The sequence below is a fragment of the Sphingomonas sp. UYEF23 genome (genome assembly GCF_040546165.1).
In the GTDB taxonomy this organism is placed as follows: domain Bacteria; phylum Pseudomonadota; class Alphaproteobacteria; order Sphingomonadales; family Sphingomonadaceae; genus Sphingomonas; species Sphingomonas glacialis.
On sequence record NZ_JBEPNG010000002.1, the window covers coordinates 485344 to 510551 of the forward strand.

Sequence of the window (25208 nt, forward strand, 5' to 3'; positions counted from 1 at the left end):
GGTCCTTTGATTTCCACGTCGCCCCGGCGGAAGCCGGGGCCGCTGGATTATGACGCGAAGATCGTGCCCCAAACCCAGCGGCCCCGGCCTGCGCCGGGGTGACGACTATTGTTGTAAGATCCGGTCGTCGAACAAGCCGAACGCCAGGGTCGAGGCATAATATCCGATCGCGCGCTCGCGTGTCATCGTATGTGCCCATTTGCGCATGTCGAACGCCGCATTCTGCATCGCCATCAGCGCCTGCGCCGCGATCAGCGGATCGACCGGGCGGATCGAACCCTCGGCGATGCCGTCGCTCATCGTGCCGGCGAAGCGACGCGCGATACGGTTCGAACGGTCGACCATCTGCGTGCGCGATTCGCTCGGCAGGCCCGATAGCGCCGTCGTGCGCAGCAGTGGCCCACGTTCGGAAAACTGGACGTCGAGCAATGTCGCGATCGTCCCCGACAGCCGCTCCCAATGGCTCCCGCCGCGCTCGTCGGCGAGCCGCTGCGCGTCGGCGACGGTATCGAGGCTGCGCTTGTAACACGCGAGCACCAGATCGTCCTTGGCATCGAGATGGTGGTAGAAGCTGCCCTTGGTGACGTTGAGCTCGGACGCGATCTTCTGGACCGAGGCACCGCGATAGCCGAGCTGGTTGATCAGCCGCGTCGCGGCCAGCAGGAACGCCTCGCGCCCGGGCTCGGGCTCGTCATGCGCCAGATCGATCAGCTCGGGATCCCAGCTCGCTTTCGGCCCGGCGATGCCGTGGGCGAACACGTCCATCAGCCGTTCCTCGATCCGTGGATATTGATCGGGATCATAGCGCGTCAGCCAGATCGGCAGCCAGAAGGTGTTCTCGAGCAGCACATGCGCGCGCCCGCCGTGAAGATCGGTCTGCGCGCGGTTGGCGGCGGGGCCCCACAGGCTGCGCGTCTTGCGGAACACTTCGCGCCAGCCCGCCATCAACTTGCCGAGCACGGGCTCCTCCATCGCGCGCAGATCCGACAGGATCGCGAACGCGGTCTCTTCGCCGCGCTGGATCCGGGTGAGCCGGATCATGTTGAGCGAGAGGTATTTCGCGACGCGCGCTTGCGGCGTCGGCTCGAGCAGCGATTCGTCGAGCATCGCCAGCAGCTTTTCGAGCGTGTACTCGAAGCAGGCGGCGGCGAGGTCTTCCTTGCGCTTGAAATAGTAGGTCACGCTCGTCGTGTTGAGCCCGACACGGCGCGCGACATCGGCGAAGGTCATGCCCTTGGCGCTCTGTTCGTTGATCGCTTCGGCCGCTGCAGCGAGGATCGCGTCGCGCTTGGCGCGGAAGCGCTTGGTACTGGTGTCGGAGTCCAGGCTCTCGGCGGTCGGAATGGTGTCGTTGGCCTCCATGCGGCAATCTGTAACATCATCTTTTAGAAGAAACAGTCCCTTTCGTGCGCGCGGGCAATGCGTGGCTTTTCCACGCCAAAGACGCTTTACCGAAAACGCGGTACGGTATACCCAGCCTCCCAACGACCCGATTGGAGAGAGCAGATGGACTTCAGCTTCAGCGAACGCGAGATCTATTTCAGGGATCGTGTGAAGGGGTTCATCGACCAGCAGATTCGCCCGCGCCAGGCCGAATATGACGAGCAGCACCATAGCGGCGAGCGCTGGAAGGTCATTCCGGTGATCGAGGAGATGAAGGAAAAGACCAAGGCCGCCGGCCTGTGGAATTTCTTCATGCCGCCGCATTCGGGTCAGAGCCATGTCGATGATTCGTTCGTCTTCGAAGGCACGCAGCTGACCAATCTCGAATATGCGTTATGCGCCGAGGAGATGGGCAAGGTCGGTTGGGCGAGCGAATGCTTCAATTGCTCGGCTCCCGACACCGGCAATATGGAGGTGCTCCACCGCTACGGCACGCTCGAGCAGAAGGAGCGCTGGCTGCGCCCGCTGATGAACGGCGAGATCCGTTCGGCCTTCCTGATGACCGAGCCGGCGGTCGCTTCGTCCGACGCGACCAATATCGAGACTTCGATCGTCCGCGACGGCGACGAATACGTCATCAACGGCACGAAATGGTGGTCGTCGGGCGTCGGCGATCCGCGCTGCAGAATCGCGATCACGATGGGCAAGACCAACCCCGACGCCTCGCGCCACAGCCAGCAGAGCCAGATCCTCGTGCCGATGGATGCGCCCGGCGTGACGATCAAGCGGATGCTGTCGGTCTATGGCTATGACCATGCGCCGCACGGTCACGGCGAAGTCTTGCTCGAAAATGTCCGCGTTCCCGTCGAGAACATCCTGCTCGGCGAGGGCCGCGGGTTCGAGATCGCGCAGGGGCGCTTGGGGCCGGGCCGCATCCATCACTGCATGCGCACGATCGGCGTCGCCGAGACGGGCATCGAGGCGATGGCCAAGCGGCTGCTGAGCCGCGTCGCGTTCGGCAAGCGGATCGCCGACCAGTCGGTGTGGGAGGAGCGCATCGCGCGCGCGCGCATCGACATCGAGATGACGCGGCTGCTCTGCCTCAAGGCAGCCGACATGATGGACAGAGCGGGCAACAAGTCGGCGCAGCAAGAGATCGCGATGATCAAGGTGCAGGCGCCCAACATGGCGCTCAAGATCCTCGACGATGCGATCCAGGCGCATGGCGGCGGCGGCGTGTCGGGCGATTTCGCGCTGGCGCATGATTGGGCCGCGATGCGCACGCTGCGCTTCGCCGATGGTCCCGACGAAGTGCACAACCGGGCGATCGCGCGCAACGAGTTCGGCAAGTACGCGGATCTGCCGGCGGCAGTTGCGGCGAAGGACGCGGTGCGGCGCTAAACTAACCGTCACCCCGGCCTCGTGCCGGGGCCCACCGCGCTTCGCCTACGATGCGTGAGTGGTGAGATGGACCCCGGCACAAGGCCGGGGTGACGAAGAGAAAAAGAGGGACACGTGAAAGCAGCCATCCTTTACGCCCCGAACACCGAGCTGGTGATCGACGATGTCGCGATCTCCGACCCCGGCCCGCGCGAAGTGCTGATCCGCACCGTGGCGTGCGGGGTGTGCCGCAGCGACCTGCACTTCGTCGACGGTGCCTTCCCGCACCCGATGCCGACCGTGCCGGGGCACGAGGCGGCGGGGATCGTCGAGGCGGTCGGTTCGGACGTCGCGCATCTCAAGGTCGGCGACCATGTCATCACCTTCTTCACCGTGTTCTGCGGCGCGTGCGAGATGTGCGTCACCGGGCGGCCGTCTTTGTGTGTCGATCCCTCGACGCGGCGGCCCAAGGGCGCACCGCCGCGGTTGGCGCTGAACGACGGCACGCCGCTCGCGCCGTTCCTCAATTTGTCGGCGTTCGCCGAGATGATGCTGGTCCACGAAAACGCCTGCGTCGCGATCAGCAAGGAGATGCCGCTCGACCGAGCCGCTTTGCTCGGCTGTGCGGTGATCACCGGGGCGGGCTCTATCTTCAACGACAGCCAGTTGCGCCCCGGCGAAAGCGTCGCGGTGATCGGCTGCGGCGGGATCGGGCTCGCCGCGATCAATGCCGCCAAGATCGCCGGCGCGGGGCAGATCATCGCGATCGACCCCGTCGCCGACAAGCGCGCGCTCGCCGAGAAGCTCGGCGCGACGCACACGCTCGATTCGAACGATGCTGACCTCGCCAAGAAAGTCTTCGGGATGACCGGCGGCGGGGTGCATTACGCGATCGAAGCGGTCGGGCGGAGCAACACTGCCGAGCTCGCCTGGACGATCCTGCGGCGCGGCGGCACTGCGACGATTCTCGGCATGATCGCGCCGGGCAACGACGTGAAGATTGCGGGGCCGACCTTCCTGACGGGCAAGAAGCTGCAAGGCTCGCTGCTGGGCTCGACGCGCTTCCCGATCGATTTGCCGCGGCTGGTGCAGATGTATCTCGACGGCAAGCTCGACCTCGACACGATGGTCGCCGAGCGGATCAAGCTCGAGGACGTCAACCACGCGCTCGCAAACTTGCGCACCGGCGACACCGTGCGCTCCGTGATCGAGTTTTCGTGATGGACGATTTCGCGCCCCAGACGATCGCCGTTCCCGAGAAGGACCGGCTCGACGAGGCCGCGCTGACGGCGTGGATGGTCGCCAATGTCGAGGGCTTTGTGGGGCCGCTGAGCTACGCGAAGTTTGCGGGCGGGCAGTCCAACCCGACCTTCAAGATCGAGTCGCCCTCGGGCACCTATGTGTTGCGGCGCAAGCCGATGGGGGTGCTGTTGCCCTCGGCGCATGCGGTTGACCGGGAGTATCGGGTGATCGCGGGGCTCTATCCGACGGGTTTTCCGGTCGCGAAACCCTATGGGCTGTGCACCGACCCCGCGGTGATCGGCACCGATTTCTACGTGATGGGCTTCGCCGATGGGCGCAATCTGTGGGACGGCACCTTGCCCGACTACGCGCCTGGTGAGCGTGCCGGCATCTACAACGCGATGTGCGACACGCTCGCGGCGTTGCATAATACTGATCATGTCGCCGCGGGGCTCGGCGAATACGGCGGCCCCGGCAATTATTTCGAACGCCAGGTGGCGCGCTGGACCAAGCAGTATCGTGCGTCCGAAACCGAGCCTATGCCGCAGGTCGAGAAACTGATCGAGTATCTCGGCCGCACCGTGCCCGAACAGACGCGCACCTCGGTGGTGCATGGCGATTACCGCATCGACAACATGATCTTCGATAAGACCGAGCCGCGCGTGATTGCGTTGCTCGACTGGGAATTGTCGACGCTCGGCGATCCGCTGGCCGATTTCTCCTATTTCCTGATGAGCTGGGTGACCGCTCCAGAGGGGCGGTCGGGGGTGCTCGGGCATACCGGGCCGGCGACGGGAATCCCGACGATCGAGGCGATGGTCGAGCGCTATTGCGCGGCGACGGGGCGGGACGGCGTGCCCGATCTCAACTGGTATTTCTCGTACAACCTCTTCCGGCTGACCGGGATTGTCCAGGGGATCAAGAAGCGGATTGTCGAGGGGACCGCGTCGAGCGCGCAGGCGGAGAAGTCGGCGGCAGGCGTGTACCGGCTGGCCGATGCGGCGTGGGATTTCGCGGTGAAGGCGGGGGCTTAGTTTCTTATTCCCCTCCCGCTTGCGGGAGGGGTTAGGGGAGGGAAGTGGCGGAGCGCCTGCGGACAGGCCCACCCCCAGCCCCTCCCGCAAGCGGGAGGGGAGTCAGCATGTCGCAATTCGATCTTACCGGCAAAGTCGCCATCGTCACCGGGTCCTCGCGCGGGATCGGCAAGGCGAGCGCGTTCGAGCTCGCCGAACACGGCGCCAAGGTCGTCATCTCGAGCCGCAAGCAGGACGCCTGCGATGCGGTCGCCGCCGAGCTCAACGCGCGCTTCGGCGAGGGCACGGCGATCGCGGTTGCCGCCAACATCTCGGACAAAGCGGGGCTCCAGCACCTCGTCGACGCCACCCGCATGGCGTTCGGCCAGATCGACGTGCTCATCTGTAACGCCGCGTCGAACCCCTATTACGGCCCGCAAGCCGGGATCGCCGACGAGCAGTTCCGCAAGATTCTCGACAACAATATCGTCTCGAACCACTGGCTGATTTCGATGGTCGCGCCCGAGATGCGCGAACGCCGGTCGGGCAGCATCGTCATCGTCTCGTCGATCGGGGGCTTGCGCGGGTCGACCGTAATCGGCGCGTACTGCATCTCCAAGGCCGCCGACATGCAGCTCGCGCGCAACCTTGCGCATGAATTCGGGCCCGACAATGTCCGCGTCAACTGCATCGCGCCCGGGCTGATCAAGACCGATTTCGCGCGCGCTTTGTGGGAGGATCCCGAGCGGATCGAGGCCGCGAACAAGACCGTGCCGCTGCGGCGGATCGGCGAGCCCGAGGAGATTGCCGGTGCGGTCGTTTTTCTGGCCAGCGCGGCGAGCAGCTTCATGACCGGGCAGACGATCGTGCTCGATGGCGGGGTTACCATCTAGCGCCGTCGCCCCGGCGGAGGCCGGGGCCGGTGTGGCTTGGCACGCGTGTGCCTCAAACGAAACGGCCCCGGCCTTCGCCGGGGCGACGGAGGATGCAATGGCACGGTTCAGCGGAAAATCGATCATCGTCACTGGGGCGGGCTCGGGCATCGGGCGCGCGACGGCGTTGCTGTTCGCGAAGGACGGCGGCAGCGTGATCGTCGCCGATCAGAGCGAAACGGTCCACGAAACCGCCGCGATGATCGAGCGGGCGGGCGGCGCGGCGCACGCGATCCAGATCGACGCGGGCAACGAGGACGACGTGATCCGCGCGGTCAACGTCGCGTGCGAATATTATGGCGGGCTCGACATCATGTTCGCCAATGCCGGGATCTCCGGCGGGATGGCGAACCTGTTCGACACCGATGTCGCGCTGATCACCGAGGTGCTGCGCGTCAATTTGATCGGGCCGTTCCTCGCGATCAAGCACGCTGCCCCCAAGATCGCAGAGCGCGGCGGCGGCGCGATCGTGCTGACGGCTAGCGTTGCGGGGATCCGCTCGGGCGCCGGATCGCCGGCCTATTCGGCGTCGAAGGCGGGTGTGATCAACCTCGCGATGGTGTCGGCGCAGCAGCTGTCGGGATCGAACGTGCGCGTCAATGCGATCTGCCCGGGGCTGACCGAAACGGGGATGACCAAGCCGACCTTCGATTACGCGCGCGAAGCGGGGAAGATAGATCGCGTAGGCCGGCTCAACCCATTGCGGCGTGGCGCGCAGCCCGAGGAACTGGCCGAGGTCGCGGCGTTCCTCGCCTCCGATGCGGCGAGCTACGTCAACGGACAGGCGATCGCGGTCGATGGCGGTCTGTCGAGCAGCCATCCGGTGACCAAGCAGGAATATGGCAAGACGGCGGTGTAGCGGTCACTCGCGCAGGCGGATCAGCCCTTCCTGCGCGACGCTCGCGACGAGCCGCCCGTCGCGCGCGAAGATCTTGCCGCGGTTGAAACCGCGCGCATGGCCTGCCCAGGGGCTGTCGCAGACATAGAGCAGCCACTCGTCGGCGCGGAAATCCTCGTGCAGCCACAGCGCGTGGTCGAGACTGGCGGTCTGCAATTTGTGCGTCATCCAGTTGACGCCGTGCGCCAGCGTCGCGGTGCCGAGCAGCGACATGTCGGAAGCGTACGCCAGGATCGCGCGGTGAAGCGCGGGATCATCGCCGATCGGCGCGACGACGCGGAACCAGCTGTTCTGGCGGGGCTCCTGCTCGACCGGGTCGAGCCAGCTGCGGGGGCTGACCGGGCGGATGTCGACCATGCGCGGGCGCAGGAAAACGCCACGGAATTTCTCGGGGATGCGGTCGATCATCGCAAGGCGGAGCTCGCGGTCGCTGGTCAGATCCTCGGGCGGCGGCACGTCCGGCATCGCGTCCTGATGCGCGAGGCCGCCTTCGGGGACTTGCAGCGAGCAGGCGAGGTTGAGGATCGGAAGCCCACGCTGCGTCGCGATGACCCGGCGCGTGGCGAAGCTCTTGCCGTCGAAATCGCGCACGACGCGGTAGAGGATCGGGTGGCTCTCGTCGCCCGCGCGCATGAAATAGGCGTGGAGCGAATGCGCTTGCTTAGGGACATCGGTCGAACGCTGCGCCGCCTGCAGCGCCTGCGCGATGACTTGCCCGCCGAACACGCGGCCGAAACCGTCGGTGCCGCGAATGCCGCGATAGAGATCGGTGTCGATTTCCTCGATGTCGAGCAAATCGACGAGGTTCTGGGCGAGTTGGGCGGGGGTTGGGTCGGTCATGGTGTGCCTTAACGCTTCCTCCCCGGGACGGGGAGGGGGACCGTGAGCCTTGATCGAACGGTGGAGGGGGCGTGCCTCGGGCCTGGTGTTGGTGGAGGTCCCCCTCCACCACTCGGCTGAAGAAGCCGCGCGGTCCCCCTCCTCGTTCCGTGGGGAATCAATACCCTGCCGCGCGTGCAACCTTGTCGGCGTGGAAGTTGGCATCGCCGAACATCTCGGCCAGCACGCGCGCGCGCTTCATGTAGAAGCCGATGTCATATTCGTCGGTCATCCCGATCCCGCCGTGCATCTGGACGCCTTCCTGCACCGACAGCGTCGTCGCCAGCGCGGTCATCGCCTTGGCGACCGAGACTGCGGTGTCGGCATGTGGGCTATCGAGATCGAGCAGTTGCTGGGCTTTCAGCACCGCGGCGCGCGCGACTTCCATCTCCGAATACAGGTGCGCGGCGCGATGCTGGAGCGCCTGGAAGCTACCGATCAACGTGCCGAACTGCTTGCGCTGCTTGAGATAGCCGACCGTCATGTCCATCGCGCCGCCACCGACGCCGAGCAATTCGGCCGAGGCGCCGGTCCGGCCGGCGCGCAGCAGCCGGTCGAGCGGCGAGCGGCCGCCATCGACGTCGCCGATCACCGCATCGGCATCGACCTCGACGCCATCGAACTCGAGCCGCGCGGCGAGGCTCGCGTCCGCAAGGCGCTCGGGGGTCGCGGTGAGGTTGGCGGCGTCCTTGGGGATCGCGAAGAGCGTCACGCCCTCGGCGTCGTCGGCGCTGCCGGCGGTGCGCGCGGCGACGATCAGCAGGTCGGCGACATGGCCGTGCGTGACGAACTGCTTCTTGCCAGTCAGCTTGAAGCCGTTGCCCGAACGCTCGGCGGTGAGGCCGACGCTGTCGCGGTGCTTGGCGGCCTCGTCGATCGCGAGCGCAGCGACGGTGTCGCCAGCGATGATGCCGGGGAACCAGCGCGCGGCATGCGCCGTGCCCTTGAGCGCCTCGACCGCCGCGACTGCGGTGGTGAGGAACGGCGAGGGCGACAGGTTGCGGCCGATCTCCTCGAGCACGACGCCCGCCTCGACATGGCCGAGCCCGAGCCCGCCTTCATCCTCGCCGATCAGGAGGCCGGTGAAGCCCATCTCGGCGAAGCTCTTCCACAGGTCGCGGCTGAAGCCGGTCGCATCCTTGGCGTCACGAAGCCCGCGCATGTGGCTGACGGGCGCCTGCTCGCCGACGAAATCGCGGATCGTGTCCTGCAGGGCGGTTTGGTCTTCGTTGAGAAACAGGGGCATTGCTAAACTCCGTCGCCCCGGCGAAGGCCGGGGCCGCTGTGATACGTGCACTCGCGGCGTTGCGCGCGGCAACGCGGCGGCCCCGGCCTTCGCCGGGGCGACGTTGCTTACGCCGGCAATTCGAGGATGCGCTTGGCGATGATGTTGAGCTGGACCTCGCTCGTCCCGCCCTCGATCGAATTGGCCTTGGTGCGCAGCCAGGCGCGCGCCTCGGCGCCGCCGCGCGAGCCTTCGCTCTCCCATTCGAGCGCGTCCGATCCGCCCGATGCCATCATCAGCTCGTGGCGGCTCTTGTTGAGCTCGGTGCCGTAATATTTCATCATCGAGGGCTGCGCCGGGTGTGCGCGACCGGCCTTCAGCTCGTCGATGAAGCGCTCGGACATCGATCCGAATGCTTTCGCGCGAACCTCGAACGTCGCAATCGCCGCGCGCAGCAGCGGATCGGCGAGGCGCCCTTCCGAATCGAGCCCGATCGTCGCGATTGCACCGTCGAGCAGCGGATTGCCGCCGGTCGAGGCGAGCCCCATGCCCGAGATCATCTCGCGCTCATGCCCGAGCAGATACTTCGCGACGTCCCAGCCCTTATTCTCTTCATGGATGCGCTGCGACTTGGGCACCTTCACATTGTCCATGAAGGTCTCACAGAACGGCGAATATCCCGAGATCAGCAGGATCGGCTTGGTCGAGACGCCTTCGCTCGCCATGTCGAACAGCACGAAGCTGATCCCGCCCTGCTTGCTGCTCTTGTCGGTGCGGACGAGGCAGAAGATCCAGTCGGCCTTGTCGGCGTAGGACGTCCATACCTTCTGGCCGTTGACGATGTAATGATCGCCCGCATCCTCGGCCGAGGTCGCGAGGCTGGCGAGATCCGAGCCGGCATTGGGCTCGGAATACCCTTGGCACCAGCGGATCTCGCCGCGTGCGATCTTGGTGAGATATTCGAGCTTCTGCTCCTCGGTGCCGTATTTCAGCAACGCTGGCCCGAGCATCGAAATGCCGAACGAATTGAGCGGATTGCGCGCCTTGATCGCCGCCATTTCCTCGCGCAGGATCTTGGTTTCGGCAGGCGACAGGCCGCCGCCGCCATACGCCTTGGGCCAATCGGGCACGGTCCAGCCGCGCGACGCCATCGCGTCCATCCACTCCTTCTGGCCCGGCTGAAAATCGGGGTTGCGGCCGCCCCAGCACGCGTCCTTTTCGGAGCGGACGGGTTGGCGCATTTCGGGCGGGCAATTGGCTTCGAGCCAGACGCGGGTTTCGCTGCGGAAAGTGTCGAGGTCTTGCGTCATGGAATCAACTCCTCATCAAGGCATGGGCGGCGCGCGCCACCGCGATGGCGGTGAAGTCGCGATTGTAATCGGCGATCACTTGGACGCCGATCGGCAGACCGTCGGGGTCGGTGCCGATCCGCACGCTCGTCGCGGGCAGCATCGGGAAGGTGGCGAGGCCGGGATAGGCCATTTGCAGCGCGGCTTGCGTGTCGACACCGTCGATCATCGCGATCCGCGTCGCGAGCGGGGTGTCGTCGTGGTGATAGGCGGTGGTGCCCCAGGCGGGCGCGATCACCGCGTCATAGGCGCCGAACAGCCGTGCCCAATCGCGACGGCTCTTGGCCTGCGCATCGACCAGCGTGAACCAATCGGGGAGCGGAAGCGGTTGCCCGCCGTCCATCGGCGCGCCGCGCGCCATCGCGACGAGCAGCATGTGGATATAGGCGCCGTGTTGCGCGACGAGATCTGGCAGCAAGGCGCTGGCATCGTCGACCTGCGCGCCTTCCGCGCGGAACGCCGCACCGACCGCGGCGATCGCTTCCTCGATCGACGCTTGCGAGCGCGCGAGCGGATGTTCCGGAAGCAGCAGGATCCGCCATTCGCCGGCTCCGCGCGGCGCGGGGCGGGCGAGCGCGTCGCCGCCCATCACGCCGAACAGCGCCTCTAGATCGTCGGGATCGCGCGCGAGCGGCCCGGCGACGTTGAGCGCCACCCCGCAGCTTTGCGTGCGCGGGAAATTGTGGCCGAACGCGTTGAGCGCATTGTACGTCGGCTTGTGGCCCCACACGCCGCAAAAGGCAGCGGGCAGGCGAATCGATCCGCCAATGTCGGAGCCGATCTCGACGGCCACGAACCCCGCGGCGAGTGCCGCCGCCGCGCCGCCCGACGATCCCCCGGGAACGCGGTCATGATCAATCGGATTGCGCGTGCGACCATAGACCGGGTTGTTGGTCTGGAGATCGGCGAGCGCGACCGGGACGTTGGTCTTGCCGAGGATGACCGCGCCGGCTTGCTTGAGCCGCGTGACCTGGACCGCGTCTTCGGTCGCGACGAAATCGGCATGTTCGGCAAAGCCCCAGCACGAGACGAGCCCGGCGACATCGAAGCTTTCCTTGACCGTCATCGGCACGCCGAGCAGCACGCTTGTCGCGTCCTTGGGGCAAGCGTCGATCGCGCGCGCGGCATCGCGCGCGCGATCGAAATCGCGGACGACGACGGCGTTGATCTCGCCGTCGCCCGCCTCGATCCGCGCGATCGCGGCATCGCATTCGGCGAGCGCGGTGGTCTCACCGCTACGGATTGCGGCGGCGGTCTGGAGCGCGGACCGGACCGCCGTCACCCCGGCGGAGGCCGGGGTCGTCCTGCCGTGATGCGAGTCGGGTGCCTCACTCCCAGCGGCCCCGGCCTTCGCCGGGGCGACGGCGGTTTGCTCATCCATTGAACCGACCGCCGCTTTCCGCCTTCGACTTGAGCAGTTCCGCCACCGCGAAGCCGTGCTTCTCGAGCCCGGCGACGATCTTCTTGAGCCCCTCGGTATCGGCCCAGAACATCGGCCCGCCGCGATAGACCGGCCAGCCATAGCCGTAGATCCATACCACATCGATGTCGCTCGCGCGCTGCGCCATCTTCTCCTCGAGGATCAACGCGCCTTCGTTGACCATCGTGTAGAGCGTCTTCTCGACGATCTCCTCATCGCTGATCTCGCGCTTCTGCATGTTCGACTTCGAGCGGAAATCCTCGATGATCTCGGCCACGCGGGGGCTGGGCGTCGGGTTCCGCTTCTCGTCATAATCGTAGAAGCCCTTGGCGGTCTTCTGCCCCCAGCGCCCTTCGGCGGCGAGCGCGTCGCGGATGTTCTCGATCCGGTTGGGGTCGCGGTGCCAGCCGATGTCGACGCCGGCGAGATCGCTCATCTGGAACGGCCCCATCGGCATGCCGAACGCGACATGGACGCGGTCGATCTGCTCGGGGGTGGCGCCTTCCATCAGCAGCTTCATCGCCTCGACCTGGCGGGGCTTGAGCATCCGGTTGCCGATGAACCCGTCGCACACGCCGGCGACCACGGCGACCTTCTTGATCGTCTTGGCGAGGGCCATCACGGTGGCGAGGACATCGTCCTCGGTCTGCGCGCCGCGGACGACCTCGAGCAGCTTCATCACGTTGGCGGGCGAGAAGAAGTGCATGCCGACCACGTCACCGGGCCGCTTGGTGACCGAGGCGATCTCGTCGATGTCGAGATACGACGTGTTCGAGGCGAGGATCGCGCCGGGCTTGGCGAGCGCGTCGAGGCGGGTGAAGATCTCCTTCTTCACGTCCATATTCTCGTACACTGCCTCGATGATGAGATCGCACTCGGCGAGCGCCTCAAAATCGAGCGTCGGGTTGAGCGCGCCCATCGCTGCCTCGACCTGTTCTGGCTTCAAGCGGCCCTTGGCGGCTGAGGCCTCGTAATTCTTGCGGATCGTGCCGGCACCGCGATCGAGCGCGTCCTGCGCCATTTCGACGATCGTCACGGGGATGCCCGCCGACAGGAAGTTCATCGAGATGCCGCCGCCCATCGTGCCCGCGCCGATCACGCCGACACGCTTGATCTCGCGCAGCGCGATCTTGGGGTCGATGCCGTCGATCTTGGCGGCCTGGCGCTCGGCGAAGAAGATGTGGCGCTGTGCAGCGGACTGGACGCCCATCATCAGCTTCATGAATTCCTGGCGCTCGAAGGCGATGCCCTTGTCGAAGCTCGATCCGTCGGCCGCCTTCTCGACGCAGGCGATGTTGGCGGCGGGGGCATCGAAGCCGCGGAAGCGCCGGGCGTTGTCCTTCTTGAACGCGGCGACGGCTTCGGGGTCGGCGTGCGCGACCTTCTCGCGGGCGCGGGGCAGGGGCTTGGTGTCGGCGACTTCGCGCGCAAAGGCGATCGCGTCGGCGGCCAGGCTGTCCTCACCTGCCAAGCGATCGATCAGGCCGGCCGACAGCGCGAGCTTGGCCGGGATCGGATCACCCTTGGCGGTCATTTCGAGCGCGAGCTTGACCCCGGCGATGCGCGGGATGCGCTGCGTTCCGCCGGCCCCTGGCAGCAAGCCGAGCTTGACCTCGGGCGTGCCGATCTTCGCGCTCGGCACGGCGATGCGATAGTGGCAGCCGAGCGTCACCTCGCACCCGCCGCCAAGCGCGGTGCCGTGGATCGCGGCGATAACCGGCTTGTCCGACGCTTCGATCATGTCGACCACGGTGGGGAGGCCGGGCTCCTGCATCGGCTTGCCGAATTCGGTGATGTCGGCGCCGGCAAAGAAGGTGCGGCCGTCGCAGCGGATCACCATCGCCTTGACCTGCGGATTGGCGAGGCCCTCCTTGATCCCCGCCTCGAGCCCCTGGCGCACGGCCGCGCCGAGCGCGTTGACCGGCGGGTTGTTCGAAATGATGACGAGGACGTCGTCGTGGAGTTCGGTGGTGATCGGGCCGGTCATTCTTCTCTCCTGCTACGAACGTCGCCCCGGCGAAGGCCGGGGCCGCTGGAGGTGGTCCGCGACGTCAGCGACGCGCGCCCGACCCAGCGGCCCCGGCCTGCGCCGGGGCGACGGATGGGTTAGGTCAAGGCACTGTAAATCAACGTCTTCAACTCGCGTCGGATCGGGTAGATGTTCGACGGCGACACTTGCGTCATGAACACCATGTGCAGCTGCTCGACGGGATCGACGAAGAAGGCGGTCGAGAACATGCCACCCCAATAATATTCGCCGACCGACCCCGGGATCATCGAGCGCGCGACGTCGATGTTGACCGCGAAGCCGAGCCCGAAACCGGTTCCTGCATTCGCCGCCTCGCTGAACAGCGATTTCGACAGCGTCGAGAGATCCGCACCGCCGGGGAGGTGGTTCATCGTCATCAGCTCGATCGTCTTGCGCCCGACGATCCGCGCGCCGTCGAGCTCGCCGCCGTTCAGCAGCATCGTGCAGAAACGATGATAATCGAGCGCGGTCGAGACGAGCCCGCCGCCGCCCGAGACGAGCTTGGGCGGCTTGCTCCACGCGCTCGCCGCGCCGCGATCGTAGAGCACGCGGCCCTTGCCGGCGGCGAGCGTGTAGCAATCGGTCAGCCGGTCGATCTTATCTGCGGGGACGTGGAAGAAGGTGTCGTCCATTTTCAACGGCGCGAAGATGCGCGTTGCGAAGACTTCGGGCAGCGAAAGCCCCGAGACGCGCGCGACGACCGCGCCGAGTACGTCGGTCGCGACCGAGTAATTCCACGCGCTGCCGGGCGAGAATTCGAGCGGCAGCCGGCCGAGCGCGGCGACGAGCCCGTCGAGATCGAGCCCGCCATGCCAATTCTCGATCCGTCCCTCGCGGTACGCGGCATCGATATTCGAGCGGTTCTGGAAGCCGTAGGTCAGCCCCGCGGTATGGCGCAGCAGATCGACCATCCGCATCGGGTCGCTCGTCGGCCGGGTCTGGAACGGCACGCCCGCGCCGCCGCCGTTATAGACGCCGATATCCTTGAATTCGGGCAGCACGTGGTGAACCGGCGTATCGAGCGCGACCTTGCCTTCCTCGACCAGCATCATGAACGCGATCGAGGTAATCGGCTTGGTCATCGAGGCGATGCGGAATAGCGAGCCCTCGTCGATCGCCGTGCCGCCACCTTCGCGCGCCGCGCCTTGCGAGGAGAAATGGACGATCTCGCCACGCTGCGCGATCAGCAGCTGCGCGTTCGGCAGCTTTCCCGAATCGAGATAGCGTTCCTTGAGAAAGGCATCGATCCGGGCGAGACGGCCTGAGTCGAACCGCGCGGCGGGGGGCAGGTTTGCAGCCATCGTGGTTTCCATACCCCCTGTTCGAAAGCGATGACACCCTATTGCCTTGAGTGGCGCACGAATCAACACTAACCTTGCTGAAACAGTGTTCCGCGGCAAACCCGAGTTTCAACTCACCGGGTATCTGGCGCGCTTGAGGAGAGATGATCGTGGATATCGAACCGCTCGTCGCGCTCGATCCGGCCTGGCCCAGGATGACGTTGCCGCAAGTCGAGGCGGCGCTGGTCGCGCCGGGTGGCAAGTTCGAGATCGAGACGATCCCGATCCGCGGCATCCCGACTCGCGTATGGAAGAACGCCCCGCCGACGCTTGCCTGGCTGATCGCGGCATCGCGTGCGCATGGCGATCGGATCTTCACCGTCTATGAGGACGAACGCGTCAGCTACGACGCCAATTTCCGCGCGGTCGCGACGCTGGCGCACGCGCTGGTCGAGATGGGGATCGGCAAGGGCGACCGCGTCGGGCTGGCGATGCGCAATCTGCCCGAATGGCCGGTGATCTTCTTTGCCGCGGCAAGCATCGGCGCGATTATCGTGCCCCTCAACGCATGGTGGACCGCGGGCGAGCTGGCGTATGGCATCACCGATTCGGGTTGCCGGCTGCTGTTCGTCGACGACGAGCGCTATCAGCGACTGGTGGCGGAGGGCGCGGCGTTTGCGGCGGTCGAGACTACCGTCGTCGCGCGCGCCTCGGTCGCGCTCGGCGCGGATGCGGTTCGGCTCGAGGACCTGATCGGCACGCCGACCGGCTATGCGACGCTGCCCGAGCGCGACTTGCCCACGGCCGAGATCGCGACCGATGACGATGCGACGATCTTCTATACCAGCGGGACGACGGGCCATCCCAAGGGCGCGCTGGGGACGCATCGCAACCTCACGACCAACATCCTGACCTCGGCGTTCGGCGGCGCGCGTGCCTTCCTGCGGCGCGGCGAGGCGCCGCCGGCGCCCGAGCCCAAGACCTTTCTCACCGTGATCCCGATGTTCCACGTCACCGCGTGCAGCGCGACGATGATGATGTCGATCGCGGCGGGCAACACGCTCGTCTTCATGCGCAAATGGGACACGGTCCGCGCGATGGAGATCATCGAGCGCGAGAAGGTGCAGGTTACCGGCGGCGTGCCGACGATCGCGTGGCAGATCCTCGAGCATCCCGACCGCGCGAAGTACGATCTCTCCTCGCTCGAGGCGATTGCCTATGGCGGCGCGCCCTCGGCACCCGAGCTGGTGCGGCGGATCTACACCGAATTCGGCGCGCTGCCGTCGAACGGCTGGGGGATGACCGAGACGATGGCGACCGTCACCGGGCATGGCGGCGAGGATTATCTCGCACGGCCGACCAGCGCCGGGCCGCCGGCCCCCGTCGCCGATCTCAAGATCATGGACGAGGATGGGACGACCGAGCTGCCGATCGGCGAAGTCGGCGAATTGTGGGCGCGCGGCCCGATGATCGTGAAAGGCTATTGGAACAAGCCCGAGGCGACCGCGGCGACCTTTGTCGATGGATGGGTGCGCACCGGCGATCTCGCGCGGCTCGATACCGAGGGTTTCCTCTACATCGTCGACCGCGCCAAGGACATGATCATCCGCGGCGGCGAGAACATCTATTCGTCGGAGGTCGAGAACGTCCTCTACGCCCACCCAGCGGTGACCGACTGCGCGCTGATCGGCTTGCCGCATCGCACCTTGGGCGAGGAGCCGGCGGCGGTGGTCCATCTGCGGCCCGGCACGAGCGTGAGCGAGGCCGAGCTCCAGGCATGGGTTCGCGCGCGGCTGGCGATCTTCAAGACCCCCGTTGCCATCCGCTTCGTCGACGACACCTTGCCGCGCAACGCCAATGGCAAGATCCTCAAAAAGGACTTGAAGGCGCTCTTCGAGGATCGACTTATCGCGGTCGCGTAACGCCACCGCCGGTCCCGCCAAAGGACTTTAACCAGCTCCGTTAACGCCGCGGCAACGATTTTACCCGTGCATATGGTAAATTCGGTCTTAACGCGCTGGCCGTTTGCAAGGCTTTGACGCTTTGCTCTGTCATGGGGAACAGAGAAGGGCGGGGTATGGCGGCGACTCGATCACTGAGCGCACGGATCGCGACGATCGAGACCGCGCCATGGGTCGTGCCCGCGCTGTTCGCGCTTGCGCTGCTGTTACGGCTCGCCATGCTGGTGCTGCTGCCGCAGGATCCCGTTTCCGACGGTGAATGGTACATGGTCCGCGCCGCCGAGATGGCGCGCGGCATGGGCTATCAGGAGGCTGGGCACCCGACCGCGTTCTGGCCGGTCGGCTATCCGGCGCTGCTCGCGGGGAGCATGCTGCTGTTCGGGCCCGGGCTGTTCGGGCCGTTGCTGGTCAACCTCGTGTCGGTCGCGATGATCCTCGGCGCGATCGTGTGGCTCGGTCGGGCGCTCGGCGCAGGCGCGCTGGCGACGCGAATCGCGTTGCTGCTGTATGCGCTCTATCCCGCGCACATCGCCTATGTCGGACAGCCGTGTTCCGAGACCGCGTCGACCGCGATCGGCATGGGGGCTTTCGTGCTGCTGATCGTCGGACGCAAGCGCAGCCTCGCGCTGATCGGCGCTGGCGCGCTGTTCGGGCTCGCGACGCTGCTGCGCGCACAGATGATGCTGTTCCCGATCGGCGTGATCGTCGCGATGTTGCTGGCGTTCCGCGATTTTCGCTGGCGCGATGCGCTGCGGGCGGCGGTGCTGGTGCACATCACGCTAGCGGCGGTGGTGCTGCCCTGGTCGCTGCGCAACGTCGCGCAGATGGGGGCGTTCGTGCCGGTCTCGACCAATGGCGGCGTCGCCTTGTTCTACGGCGCGAACGATCGTGCTACAGGCGACTGGTTCGCGTGGGAGCGCACGCCCTATTGGGACGAGATGGTCGGCATCCCCTATAGCCAGCGCGTCGCGCAGCAGGTCGAGCTCGACCGCCGCTTCAAGGCGCGCGCGACACACTGGATCGCGGCGCATCCCGCACAATGGAGCGTGCTCGGCATCCGCAAGATGGTGTTGCTGTGGTTGAAGGATTCGGACGCTTTCTGGTCGCTCGAAAAGACCTATCCCGATCGCTCGACGGTGTGGCGGGCCGTGCAGGGTGTCGACCAGCTCTATTACATGGCGCTCGTCGGTCTTGGCCTGTTCGCGCTCGGCATCGCGGTGCGCGATCGGAGTCGTGGACGCTGGGAGCGCGCCCCGCTGCTGCTGCTCGGCTGCATGCCGGCGTTCGCGACGCTGACGGCGTTCGGCTTCACCGGCCAGACGCGGTATCATTATCCCGCGATGCCGTTCCTCATCCTCGCGGCGGGCTGGATGCTCGCGCTGATCCTGCGTCAGCTTGCCGCGCGCGAGCCAAGTGTCCGGCTCCGCCCGCGCGCTGTGTGACGCTCAGGCGTCGAATGCGGTCGCGCGCCGCGGCAGCGTGCGGTGGATGATGAGGATCGTCAGCAGCAAGGTCGGGACGATCAGCACGCTGCCCTCGGGGCCGGTCGCGCCGCCCGACAGCAAGGCCGCGCCAGTCGGATGCGTCGCGAGCAGATGCCCTTCCATCATCATCCCCGAATCGGGAACGCCGTAGAGGAACGACTGCGCCCAGTCCCACGTCGCGTGGAAGCCGATCGCCCACCACAACGAGCCCGTGCGATAGAGCGCATAGGCAAAGGTCAGCCCGGCAAGCGCGACGCTGAGCAGCCCCATCGCCGATTCGCCGGCGTTCGAGATATGCCCGGCGGCAAACAGCCCGACCGAAAAGACCGCCGCTGCGACCCAGAAGCCGATCGTCCGTGCTGAGCGCGCGCTCGGCGAAACCGACGCGATCAGGCCGGCGACACCCCGCGCGAGCGTATATTGCAAAAAGCCGCGCGTGAGGAATTCCTCGAACAGGCCGACGAGGCAGAAGAAGCCGAACCACGCTGCGCCATATCCCAAGGCCGCACCCGCGCCGAGCGCGACGCCGTCGAATACCAGCGCGCCGCACAGCGCCATCAGGCCGATCAGCAGCGACAGCATCGCCGCACCCCAGCCCATGCCGGCGAGCAGATCCTTCCCCCGCCGTTCGCGCCGCAAGCCGTAGCTCGCGAACCGCCGCCGCTCTATCAGCGACAGCAGCAGTCCTGAGACAAGCACCGCGACGCAGAATGCGGCCTCGGGGACGAGCGACCCGAGCAGCGGTTGCGGCAGGCCGGGGCCGGGCGGCTTGGGCCGGATAATGACGCTTGCCACCACCATCAACGCGCTGAAGATCGCGAGGAAGATCGCCAGGCTCCACCCGGCGCGCAGGCCGTCCTTGCCCTTGAAAATGAAACCGATCCCGCGGCGCGGAGCAGGCGTGGCGGGTGCGTGGTCGATCATCTGGAATCCTTGGGTAACAGCGCGGTCGCGCGACGCCTGCCGCGCTTCACGGCGCCGCGATGACGCGTTGGACGGCGGCGCGCCAGCCGTCGAGCCGCGCGTCACGCGCGTCGGGGGCGATTTGCGGTTCGAACGTTTCGACCGCACCGCGCATCACGCTCGCGGCGGCGAGATCCTCGAACAGCCCGCAGCCGATCCCGGCGAGCATCGCCGCGCCGAGCGCGGTGGTCTCGGCGAACTTGGGCCGTTCGACGCAGACCCCGAGGATGTCGGCCATGTCCTGCGCCATCCAGTTGTTGGCGACCATCCCGCCATCGATCCGTACGCTTTTCCAGTCGACGCCATCGGCGGCGAAGGCGGTCTTGAGGTCGTGCGCCTGATGCGCCATCGCCTCGAGCGCGGCACGGACGATATGCGCCTTGCCGGTCGAGAAGCTCAGGCCCGAGATCGATCCGCGCGCATCGGGCTCCCACCACGGCGCGCCGAGCCCCGACAGTGCGGGGACGCAATAGACGCCGCCATTGTCGGCCACGCTGTGCGCAAGCGCCTCGGTCTCGGCCGCGCTGCCGATCAGCCCGACCTCGTCGCGCAGCCATTTGATCAAGCTGCCCGCGACGAACACCGAGCCCTCGAGCGCATAGGCGCGCCGCCCGTCGAGCTGCCACACGATCGTCGAGAGCAAGCGATTGCGCGATGTGGGGGGCGTCGGGCCGGCCTGGCTCAGCACGAACGCGCCGGTGCCGAAGGTTGCCTTGGTCTCGCCGACCTTGAGGCATGACTGGCCGATCGTCGCGGCTTGCTGGTCGCCCGCGATGCCGCAGATCGGGATTGCGGCGCCGAACAGCGTCGTCTCGCCGAAGCGGCCTGCGCAATCGACGATCTCGGGCAAGGCGGCGCGCGGTGCGCCGAACAGGTCGATCAACCCGTCGTCCCAATTGCCGCTGCCGATCGCCATCAGCGCGGTGCGGCTGGCATTGGTCGCATCGGTGATGTGCAGGCCGCCCCGATTTTCGTTGGCCGTTAGCTTCCAGATCAGCCAGCTCTCGACCGTGCCGACCGCCAGACGCTTGCCCGCCGCCTTTACCTCTGGCCAGTTCTGCATCGCCCAGCCGATCTTGCTCCCCGAGAAATACGGGTCGAGTAGCAGGCCGGTCTTGGCCTGGACCATCGGTTCGTTGCCGGCCTCCTTGAGGTCGCGGCAGGTCGCGGCGGTGCGACGGTCCTGCCAGACGATTGCCGGGCTCAAGGGCTCGCCGGTCTCGCGGTCCCAGAACACCACGGTCTCGCGCTGGTTGGTGATGCCGATCGCCGCGATCTTCTCGGCACCGCCCGCCTCCGCGATCACGGCGCGAGTCACCGCGAGCGTCTTCTCCCAGACTTCGCGCGCGTCATGCTCGACTCGCCCGGGGGCCGGATAGTGCTGGGTGAGCTCGAGCGCCTTGGTCGCGCGGCACTGGCCGTCGGGCTGGAACAGCATGGCACGAGTCGAGGTCGTGCCTTCGTCGATAACGAGGAGAAGATCGGACATAAGGCTATGGCTAGCGCCGTTTGCGTGGCGTGGGAATGCCGCTACGGTCGCGCGCATGGCAGAACGCGACAACAGCACGAGTGGGGCGTTCGAACTCCCCCCGGTTCCGACCGAGGAGCCCGAGGATGAATGGCGGATCGCGATGCGGCGCGATCGCCTGCTCGCGGCGCTGACGCTCATTGCCGGCGTGGGGCTGGCAGTCGCCTTGCCGTTCGCGCTCAAGGCGGGGGCGGAGTTCTTCCTGCCGACGACCGCGGCGCTGGTGATCGCGATCGCGCTGGTGCCGATTCTCGAATGGCTCGAGCGGCGGCGCGTGCCGTCGGCGCTCGCGGCGCTGACGTGCGTCCTGCTGTTCCTCGTTGCGGCAAACGTCGCGCTGGCAGCGATCATCGTGCCCGCCACCGAGTTCTTTCGGCGGCTGCCCGAGCGGATTGACCGCATCCAGATGAACATCGCTCCGCTGATCGATCTCTATGCGAGCTTCCAGAAATACCTCAATCGCACGGTGCAGCACCTCGCCGCGACGGGCCCGGTCAAGGCGCCACCGACGGCTGCGGTGACGCCGCCGAGCTCGATCCTCGAACTCGCCGCGAGCTTTGCGCCGTCGGTGATCGTCCAGGTGTTCTTCGGGATCCTCGTCGTCTTCTTCTTCCTGTCGGGCTGGACGCGGCTGCGTCGCCGCACGATCACCAGCCGCTCGAGCTTCGGCGGCGCGATGGCGACCGCGCGCGTCATCCAGAACGTGGTCGACGATACCTCGGCCTATCTCGGGACGATCACGATCATCAACCTCGCGCTCGGACTGGCGATTTCGGGGCTGCTGTACGTGATGGGCATGCCGTTTCCGCTGATGTGGGGCGGGATCGTCGCCTTGCTCAATTACGTACCCTATTTCGGGCCGATCACCGCCGCGCTGCTGCTCGCGCTCGGCGGGTTGATGACCTTTCACGACATCTGGGTGGCGCTGGTGCCGGCGTTCGTGATGATCGGCTGCCATCTGGTCGAGGCCAATGCGATCACCCCGCTGATCGTCGGGCACCGCCTGACGATCAACCCGATCATGATTCTCGTGTCGATTTCGTTCTGGTCGTGGGTGTGGGGGACGGCGGGAACGCTACTCGCCGTGCCGTTGCTGATTATCCTGCAAACCGTGCTGGGGGCGGCGGGGAAACCCGATATCGCCGGTTTCCTGTTTGAACACGGGACCTTGACCCAGCGCCGCCGCAGCAATTTTGCAAATTCTTCGGAAGAAGGTGAAACGGGCGGTTGACAGTCAGGAGTCACCCCCATAGAGACGCGCCTCACGCTGAATAAGCGGGTGTAGCTCAGTTGGTTAGAGCGCCGGCCTGTCACGCCGGAGGTCGCGGGTTCGAGTCCCGTCACTCGCGCCATTCCCTCGATTGGGATGGCGTTTCGCGGACTTAGATCCCAGACATTACATTATGTAACTCCGGCCACGGCTCATGCTTCAGCCAGATTGCACGTGCGCGTTTGTAGCACGCGGGGACATCGCCCCGCGAAACATGCCCGCTTCACCAGATGCCGGTTTCCATCCACGCCAGCATGCGCCGAAGCGGCAAGACCCAGATCCACGCGACGCCCGCGACAAGGTAGAACAGCGCTTGCAGCAGCGGGTGCCACTGGCCGACGACGCCCGACAGACTCGCCGCGACGACACACCACAGGCCAATCAAGGCGAGGATGGCGAGCATACCAACCGGTTTGCGCCAGCTAGGGGTCATCGACGTTCGCTCCATCCGGTTTCGGTGATGATCGCGTGGAGCGGCACGTCCCACGGATCGGTCGGCAAGCTGTCGACCTGTTGCACGCTCCACGCAACACCGATGCGGCGGGCGTGCGGGAATTGCGCGAAGGCGCGGTCATAATAGCCGGCGCCCTGGCCGAGCCGGTCGAGCTTGGCGTCGAACGCGAGCAGCGGCGTCAGGATGATGTCGGGGACTAGCGCGCTTGCATCGCTGGCGGGCTGGCTGAGGCCATAGGGGCCCGGCTGAAGGGCAGCTTCGGTTTCCCAGGCGAGAAAGCGCATCGGTTCGGTGCGAATCGTCACATGCGGCAGCGCGATGCTGCATCCGGCCTCGACCGCGGCGCGGGCGAGCAAGGCGGGGTCGGCTTCGCTGCCGATCGGGACGTAGGAGGTGACGGTCAGGCCGGGCTCGAGCAGCGCAAGCAATTCTGGCGGCGGCACGATGGCGGGAGGGCCGTCTGCGAAGAAGGCGTCGCGCGCGGCGCGGATGCGCGCGCGCAGAGCTCGCTTGTCGATCACGCGCAGTCGCCCCGGCGTAGGCCGGGGCCGTTCTGTCGGGCGCGTGAGGCTGGCCGCGCGCGCACCGCTGGCCGGCCCCGGCCTTCGCCGGGGCGACGGAGGCGTCGCAAGGGGGGGGAAGCGGTGGCGGGACCGCCGTGGCCGTGTGCCGGGTTATCCTCTGACGCGCGGTACGTCAGGTGGGGATCATGTGCTTCGGGCCAAGACCCTAGCAGGGACAACCCCCTTGGATGATGAATAGCCTCAGGGATAATAAAGGCTCGTACCGGGCAGTGCCCGCCACCAATCGATATAGGCGCTGTGCCGCTATTGCTCAAGGGAGTTGGCGAGCGATTCGAGCCGCTCGGCGATCGTGGTGAGCAGCACCTCGTCCTTGATCTCGGCCGGGCGGCGATTGGCCTCCTCGAGCGAGTCGGCGAGCATCAGCGCGACGAACATCATCGTGCGCTCGCCGCTGAGCCCGCCCGATGCGCGCACCGCCATCGGCCAATGCGCGTCGAGCATCGCGGCGAGCCGGCGCAACTGGTCCTCCTGCCCGTCGGGCGAGGAGACGACGTGGCGACGATCGCCGATCTCGAGCGTGACGTCGGCCATCAGGCTTCGCTCTCGCGTGCGATTACGGTGTCGAGCGCCGAGACGGCTTCGGCCATGCGCGCGCGCAGCTTTTCGTGGCGCTTCTGGAGGGCGGCGGTGCTGGCGGTGCGGGCGGCGGCGGCGGCTTCGATGCGCTCCAGCGCGCGGTCGATGCGGTCGAGGGTCGAAGCGGTGGAGGTGTCTGCCATTCCGAGTGAGATAGCATGGCGCACCGCCCGAACAAGGCGGGTTCGTGCGCGCGCTGCCCCACTCGCCGCGCGTTCGGGGCGGTTGACGCGCTGCCCGCGCGCCCGCAAAGACGCGCGCATCGAAGAAGAGTCGGCGGCGCGCCGCCGATCGACCGCAAAGCTTTAAGGAGCCAGGACGATGACGATCAAGGTAGCGATCAACGGTTTTGGGCGCATTGGCCGCCTTGTCGCGCGTGCAGTGCTCGAACGCGGTGACACGGGTCTCGAACTGGTGGCGATCAACGATCTCGCCGACGCCAAGTCGAACGCCTGGCTGTTCAGCCGCGATTCGGTCCACGGCAAATATCCCGGCGAGGTTTCGGCCGAGGGGAACGATCTCGTCGTCGACGGTAAGCGCATCCGCGTCACTGCCGAGCGCGACCCCGCCAATCTCCCGCACAAGGAACTCGGCGTCGACATCGTGCTCGAATGCACCGGCTTCTTTACCGACCGCGAGAGCTGCCAGAAGCATCTCGACGCGGGCGCCAAGAAGGTGCTGATCTCGGCACCGGGCAAGGGCGTCGACCTGACCGTCGTGTTCGGCGTCAACCATGACAAGCTGACCGCCGAGCACACGATCGTGTCGAACGCCTCGTGCACGACCAACTGCCTCGCGCCCGTCGCCAAGGTGCTGAACGATGCGATCGGCATCGAGCGCGGCCTGATGACGACGGTTCATGCGTACACCAACGACCAGAAGATCCTCGACCAGATCCACCCGGACCTGCGCCGCGCACGCGCCGCTGCGATGTCGATGATCCCGACCACCACCGGTGCGGCGCGCGCCGTCGGCGAAGTGCTTCCCGAGCTCAAGGGCAAGCTTGACGGCTCGGCGATCCGTGTTCCCGTTCCCGACGGCAGCCTGATCGACCTGACCTTCATGCCGTCGCGCGAGACGACCAAGGACGAGGTCAACGCGATCCTCAAGGCAGCGTCGGAGAGCGGTCCGCTCAAGGGCGTGCTGGTCTATTCGGACGAGCCGCTCGTCTCGATCGATATCGTCCACACGCCGGCGTCGTCGACGATCGACAGCCTCGAGACCGCGGTGATGGACGGCAAGCTCGTCCGCGTCGTCAGCTGGTACGACAACGAATGGGGCTTCTCGAACCGGATGGTCGATACCGCCGGCGCGATGGGGAAGTTCCTCTAAGGTGACCTCGACCACCGCCCGTCATC

Annotated in this window: 22 protein-coding genes and 1 tRNA gene; 10 read left to right on the forward strand and 13 right to left on the reverse strand. The window is 66.6% G+C overall.

The features are described 5' to 3' along the window. Positions 1–105 precede the first annotated feature (105 nt). Positions 106–1362 carry a TetR/AcrR family transcriptional regulator gene (locus tag ABIB28_RS05560; RefSeq protein ID WP_354286954.1) on the reverse strand — a complete coding sequence of 419 codons (1257 nt, stop codon included), beginning with the start codon at positions 1360–1362 and terminating at the stop codon, positions 106–108. A 144-nt stretch (positions 1363–1506) separates the two neighbouring features. On the opposite strand from ABIB28_RS05560, the gene ABIB28_RS05565 reads away from it, so the two are divergent. From ABIB28_RS05565 to ABIB28_RS05585, 5 genes are all read left to right on the forward strand, one after another. Further along, positions 1507–2784, forward strand: a complete 1278-nt coding sequence (locus tag ABIB28_RS05565) for an acyl-CoA dehydrogenase family protein (RefSeq protein WP_354286956.1) — start codon at positions 1507–1509, stop codon at positions 2782–2784. A 114-nt stretch (positions 2785–2898) separates the two neighbouring features. Next, positions 2899–3984 (forward strand): Zn-dependent alcohol dehydrogenase, encoded by a 1086-nt coding sequence (locus ABIB28_RS05570; protein ID WP_354286958.1) that lies wholly within the window; start codon positions 2899–2901, stop codon positions 3982–3984. Next, complete coding sequence (locus ABIB28_RS05575; protein ID WP_354286959.1) at positions 3984–5039, forward strand: phosphotransferase family protein; 1056 nt, start codon at positions 3984–3986, stop codon at positions 5037–5039. The genes ABIB28_RS05570 and ABIB28_RS05575 overlap by 1 nt, the downstream gene beginning before the upstream one ends. Before the next feature lie 107 nt (positions 5040–5146). Beyond that, complete coding sequence (locus ABIB28_RS05580; RefSeq protein ID WP_133189434.1) at positions 5147–5911, forward strand: SDR family oxidoreductase; 765 nt, start codon at positions 5147–5149, stop codon at positions 5909–5911. Between the two features lie 97 nt (positions 5912–6008). Then, a complete protein-coding gene (locus ABIB28_RS05585; RefSeq protein ID WP_354286962.1) occupies positions 6009–6809 on the forward strand; it encodes an SDR family NAD(P)-dependent oxidoreductase in 801 nt (266 codons plus the stop codon). Between the two features lie 3 nt (positions 6810–6812). Here ABIB28_RS05585 and ABIB28_RS05590 read toward each other — a convergent pair whose 3' ends face one another. The 6 genes from ABIB28_RS05590 to ABIB28_RS05615 all read right to left on the reverse strand — a co-directional run bounded on the left by ABIB28_RS05590 (position 6813) and on the right by ABIB28_RS05615 (position 15051). Beyond that, on the reverse strand, positions 6813–7688 hold the full coding sequence (locus tag ABIB28_RS05590) for an acyl-CoA thioesterase (RefSeq protein ID WP_354286964.1): 876 nt from the start codon (positions 7686–7688) through the stop codon (positions 6813–6815). Between the two features lie 157 nt (positions 7689–7845). After that, on the reverse strand, positions 7846–8973 hold the full coding sequence (locus ABIB28_RS05595) for an acyl-CoA dehydrogenase family protein (protein WP_189675259.1): 1128 nt from the start codon (positions 8971–8973) through the stop codon (positions 7846–7848). 107 nt (positions 8974–9080) lie between these two features. Beyond that, positions 9081–10262, reverse strand: coding sequence for an acyl-CoA dehydrogenase family protein (locus ABIB28_RS05600; protein ID WP_354286966.1), 1182 nt, complete (start codon positions 10260–10262; stop codon positions 9081–9083). Positions 10263–10266: 4 nt separating this feature from the next. Beyond that, entirely contained in the window at positions 10267–11583 is a 1317-nt protein-coding gene (locus tag ABIB28_RS05605; protein WP_354286967.1) for an amidase family protein, read from the reverse strand. Between the two features lie 91 nt (positions 11584–11674). After that, positions 11675–13708, reverse strand: coding sequence for a 3-hydroxyacyl-CoA dehydrogenase NAD-binding domain-containing protein (locus ABIB28_RS05610; protein ID WP_354286969.1), 2034 nt, complete (start codon positions 13706–13708; stop codon positions 11675–11677). Between the two features lie 119 nt (positions 13709–13827). Next, a complete protein-coding gene (locus tag ABIB28_RS05615) occupies positions 13828–15051 on the reverse strand; it encodes a serine hydrolase domain-containing protein (RefSeq protein WP_354286971.1) in 1224 nt (407 codons plus the stop codon). A 143-nt stretch (positions 15052–15194) separates the two neighbouring features. Between ABIB28_RS05615 and ABIB28_RS05620 the strand changes: the two genes are divergently transcribed. Both ABIB28_RS05620 and ABIB28_RS05625 read left to right on the forward strand, forming a co-directional pair. Next, entirely contained in the window at positions 15195–16952 is a 1758-nt protein-coding gene (locus tag ABIB28_RS05620; protein ID WP_354286973.1) for a class I adenylate-forming enzyme family protein, read from the forward strand. 155 nt (positions 16953–17107) lie between these two features. After that, entirely contained in the window at positions 17108–18433 is a 1326-nt protein-coding gene (locus ABIB28_RS05625) for a hypothetical protein (protein ID WP_354286975.1), read from the forward strand. Positions 18434–18436: 3 nt separating this feature from the next. Here ABIB28_RS05625 and ABIB28_RS05630 read toward each other — a convergent pair whose 3' ends face one another. Together ABIB28_RS05630 and ABIB28_RS05635 are read right to left on the reverse strand one after the other, a co-directional pair. Beyond that, positions 18437–19399, reverse strand: coding sequence for a CPBP family intramembrane glutamic endopeptidase (locus tag ABIB28_RS05630; protein WP_354286977.1), 963 nt, complete (start codon positions 19397–19399; stop codon positions 18437–18439). Positions 19400–19445: 46 nt separating this feature from the next. After that, a complete protein-coding gene (locus ABIB28_RS05635; protein WP_354286979.1) occupies positions 19446–20927 on the reverse strand; it encodes an FGGY family carbohydrate kinase in 1482 nt (493 codons plus the stop codon). 55 nt (positions 20928–20982) lie between these two features. Here ABIB28_RS05635 and ABIB28_RS05640 point away from each other — a divergent pair, with 55 nt between their 5' ends. Together ABIB28_RS05640 and ABIB28_RS05645 are read left to right on the forward strand one after the other, a co-directional pair. Then, complete coding sequence (locus tag ABIB28_RS05640) at positions 20983–22197, forward strand: AI-2E family transporter (RefSeq protein WP_133189412.1); 1215 nt, start codon at positions 20983–20985, stop codon at positions 22195–22197. A 44-nt stretch (positions 22198–22241) separates the two neighbouring features. Continuing rightward, positions 22242–22318, forward strand: a tRNA-Asp gene (locus tag ABIB28_RS05645). 141 nt (positions 22319–22459) lie between these two features. Here ABIB28_RS05645 and ABIB28_RS05650 read toward each other — a convergent pair. The 4 genes from ABIB28_RS05650 to ABIB28_RS05665 form a co-directional block, all read right to left on the reverse strand. Next, entirely contained in the window at positions 22460–22669 is a 210-nt protein-coding gene (locus tag ABIB28_RS05650; protein WP_189675250.1) for a DUF2842 domain-containing protein, read from the reverse strand. After that, the gene (locus tag ABIB28_RS05655; RefSeq protein WP_354286981.1) at positions 22666–23211 is read right to left on the reverse strand and encodes a 5-formyltetrahydrofolate cyclo-ligase; all 546 of its coding nucleotides are present in this window, start codon (positions 23209–23211) and stop codon (positions 22666–22668) included. Before ABIB28_RS05655 ends, ABIB28_RS05650 begins: the two co-directional genes overlap by 4 nt. Before the next feature lie 306 nt (positions 23212–23517). Beyond that, positions 23518–23805 carry a cell division protein ZapA gene (locus tag ABIB28_RS05660; RefSeq protein ID WP_133189409.1) on the reverse strand — a complete coding sequence of 96 codons (288 nt, stop codon included), beginning with the start codon at positions 23803–23805 and terminating at the stop codon, positions 23518–23520. Further along, positions 23805–23993, reverse strand: coding sequence for a hypothetical protein (locus tag ABIB28_RS05665; protein ID WP_354286983.1), 189 nt, complete (start codon positions 23991–23993; stop codon positions 23805–23807). Before ABIB28_RS05665 ends, ABIB28_RS05660 begins: the two co-directional genes overlap by 1 nt. Before the next feature lie 178 nt (positions 23994–24171). On the opposite strand from ABIB28_RS05665, the gene gap reads away from it, so the two are divergent. Further along, on the forward strand, positions 24172–25182 hold the full coding sequence (gene gap, locus ABIB28_RS05670) for a type I glyceraldehyde-3-phosphate dehydrogenase (protein WP_133189407.1): 1011 nt from the start codon (positions 24172–24174) through the stop codon (positions 25180–25182). The last annotated feature ends 26 nt before the right edge of the window (positions 25183–25208 follow it).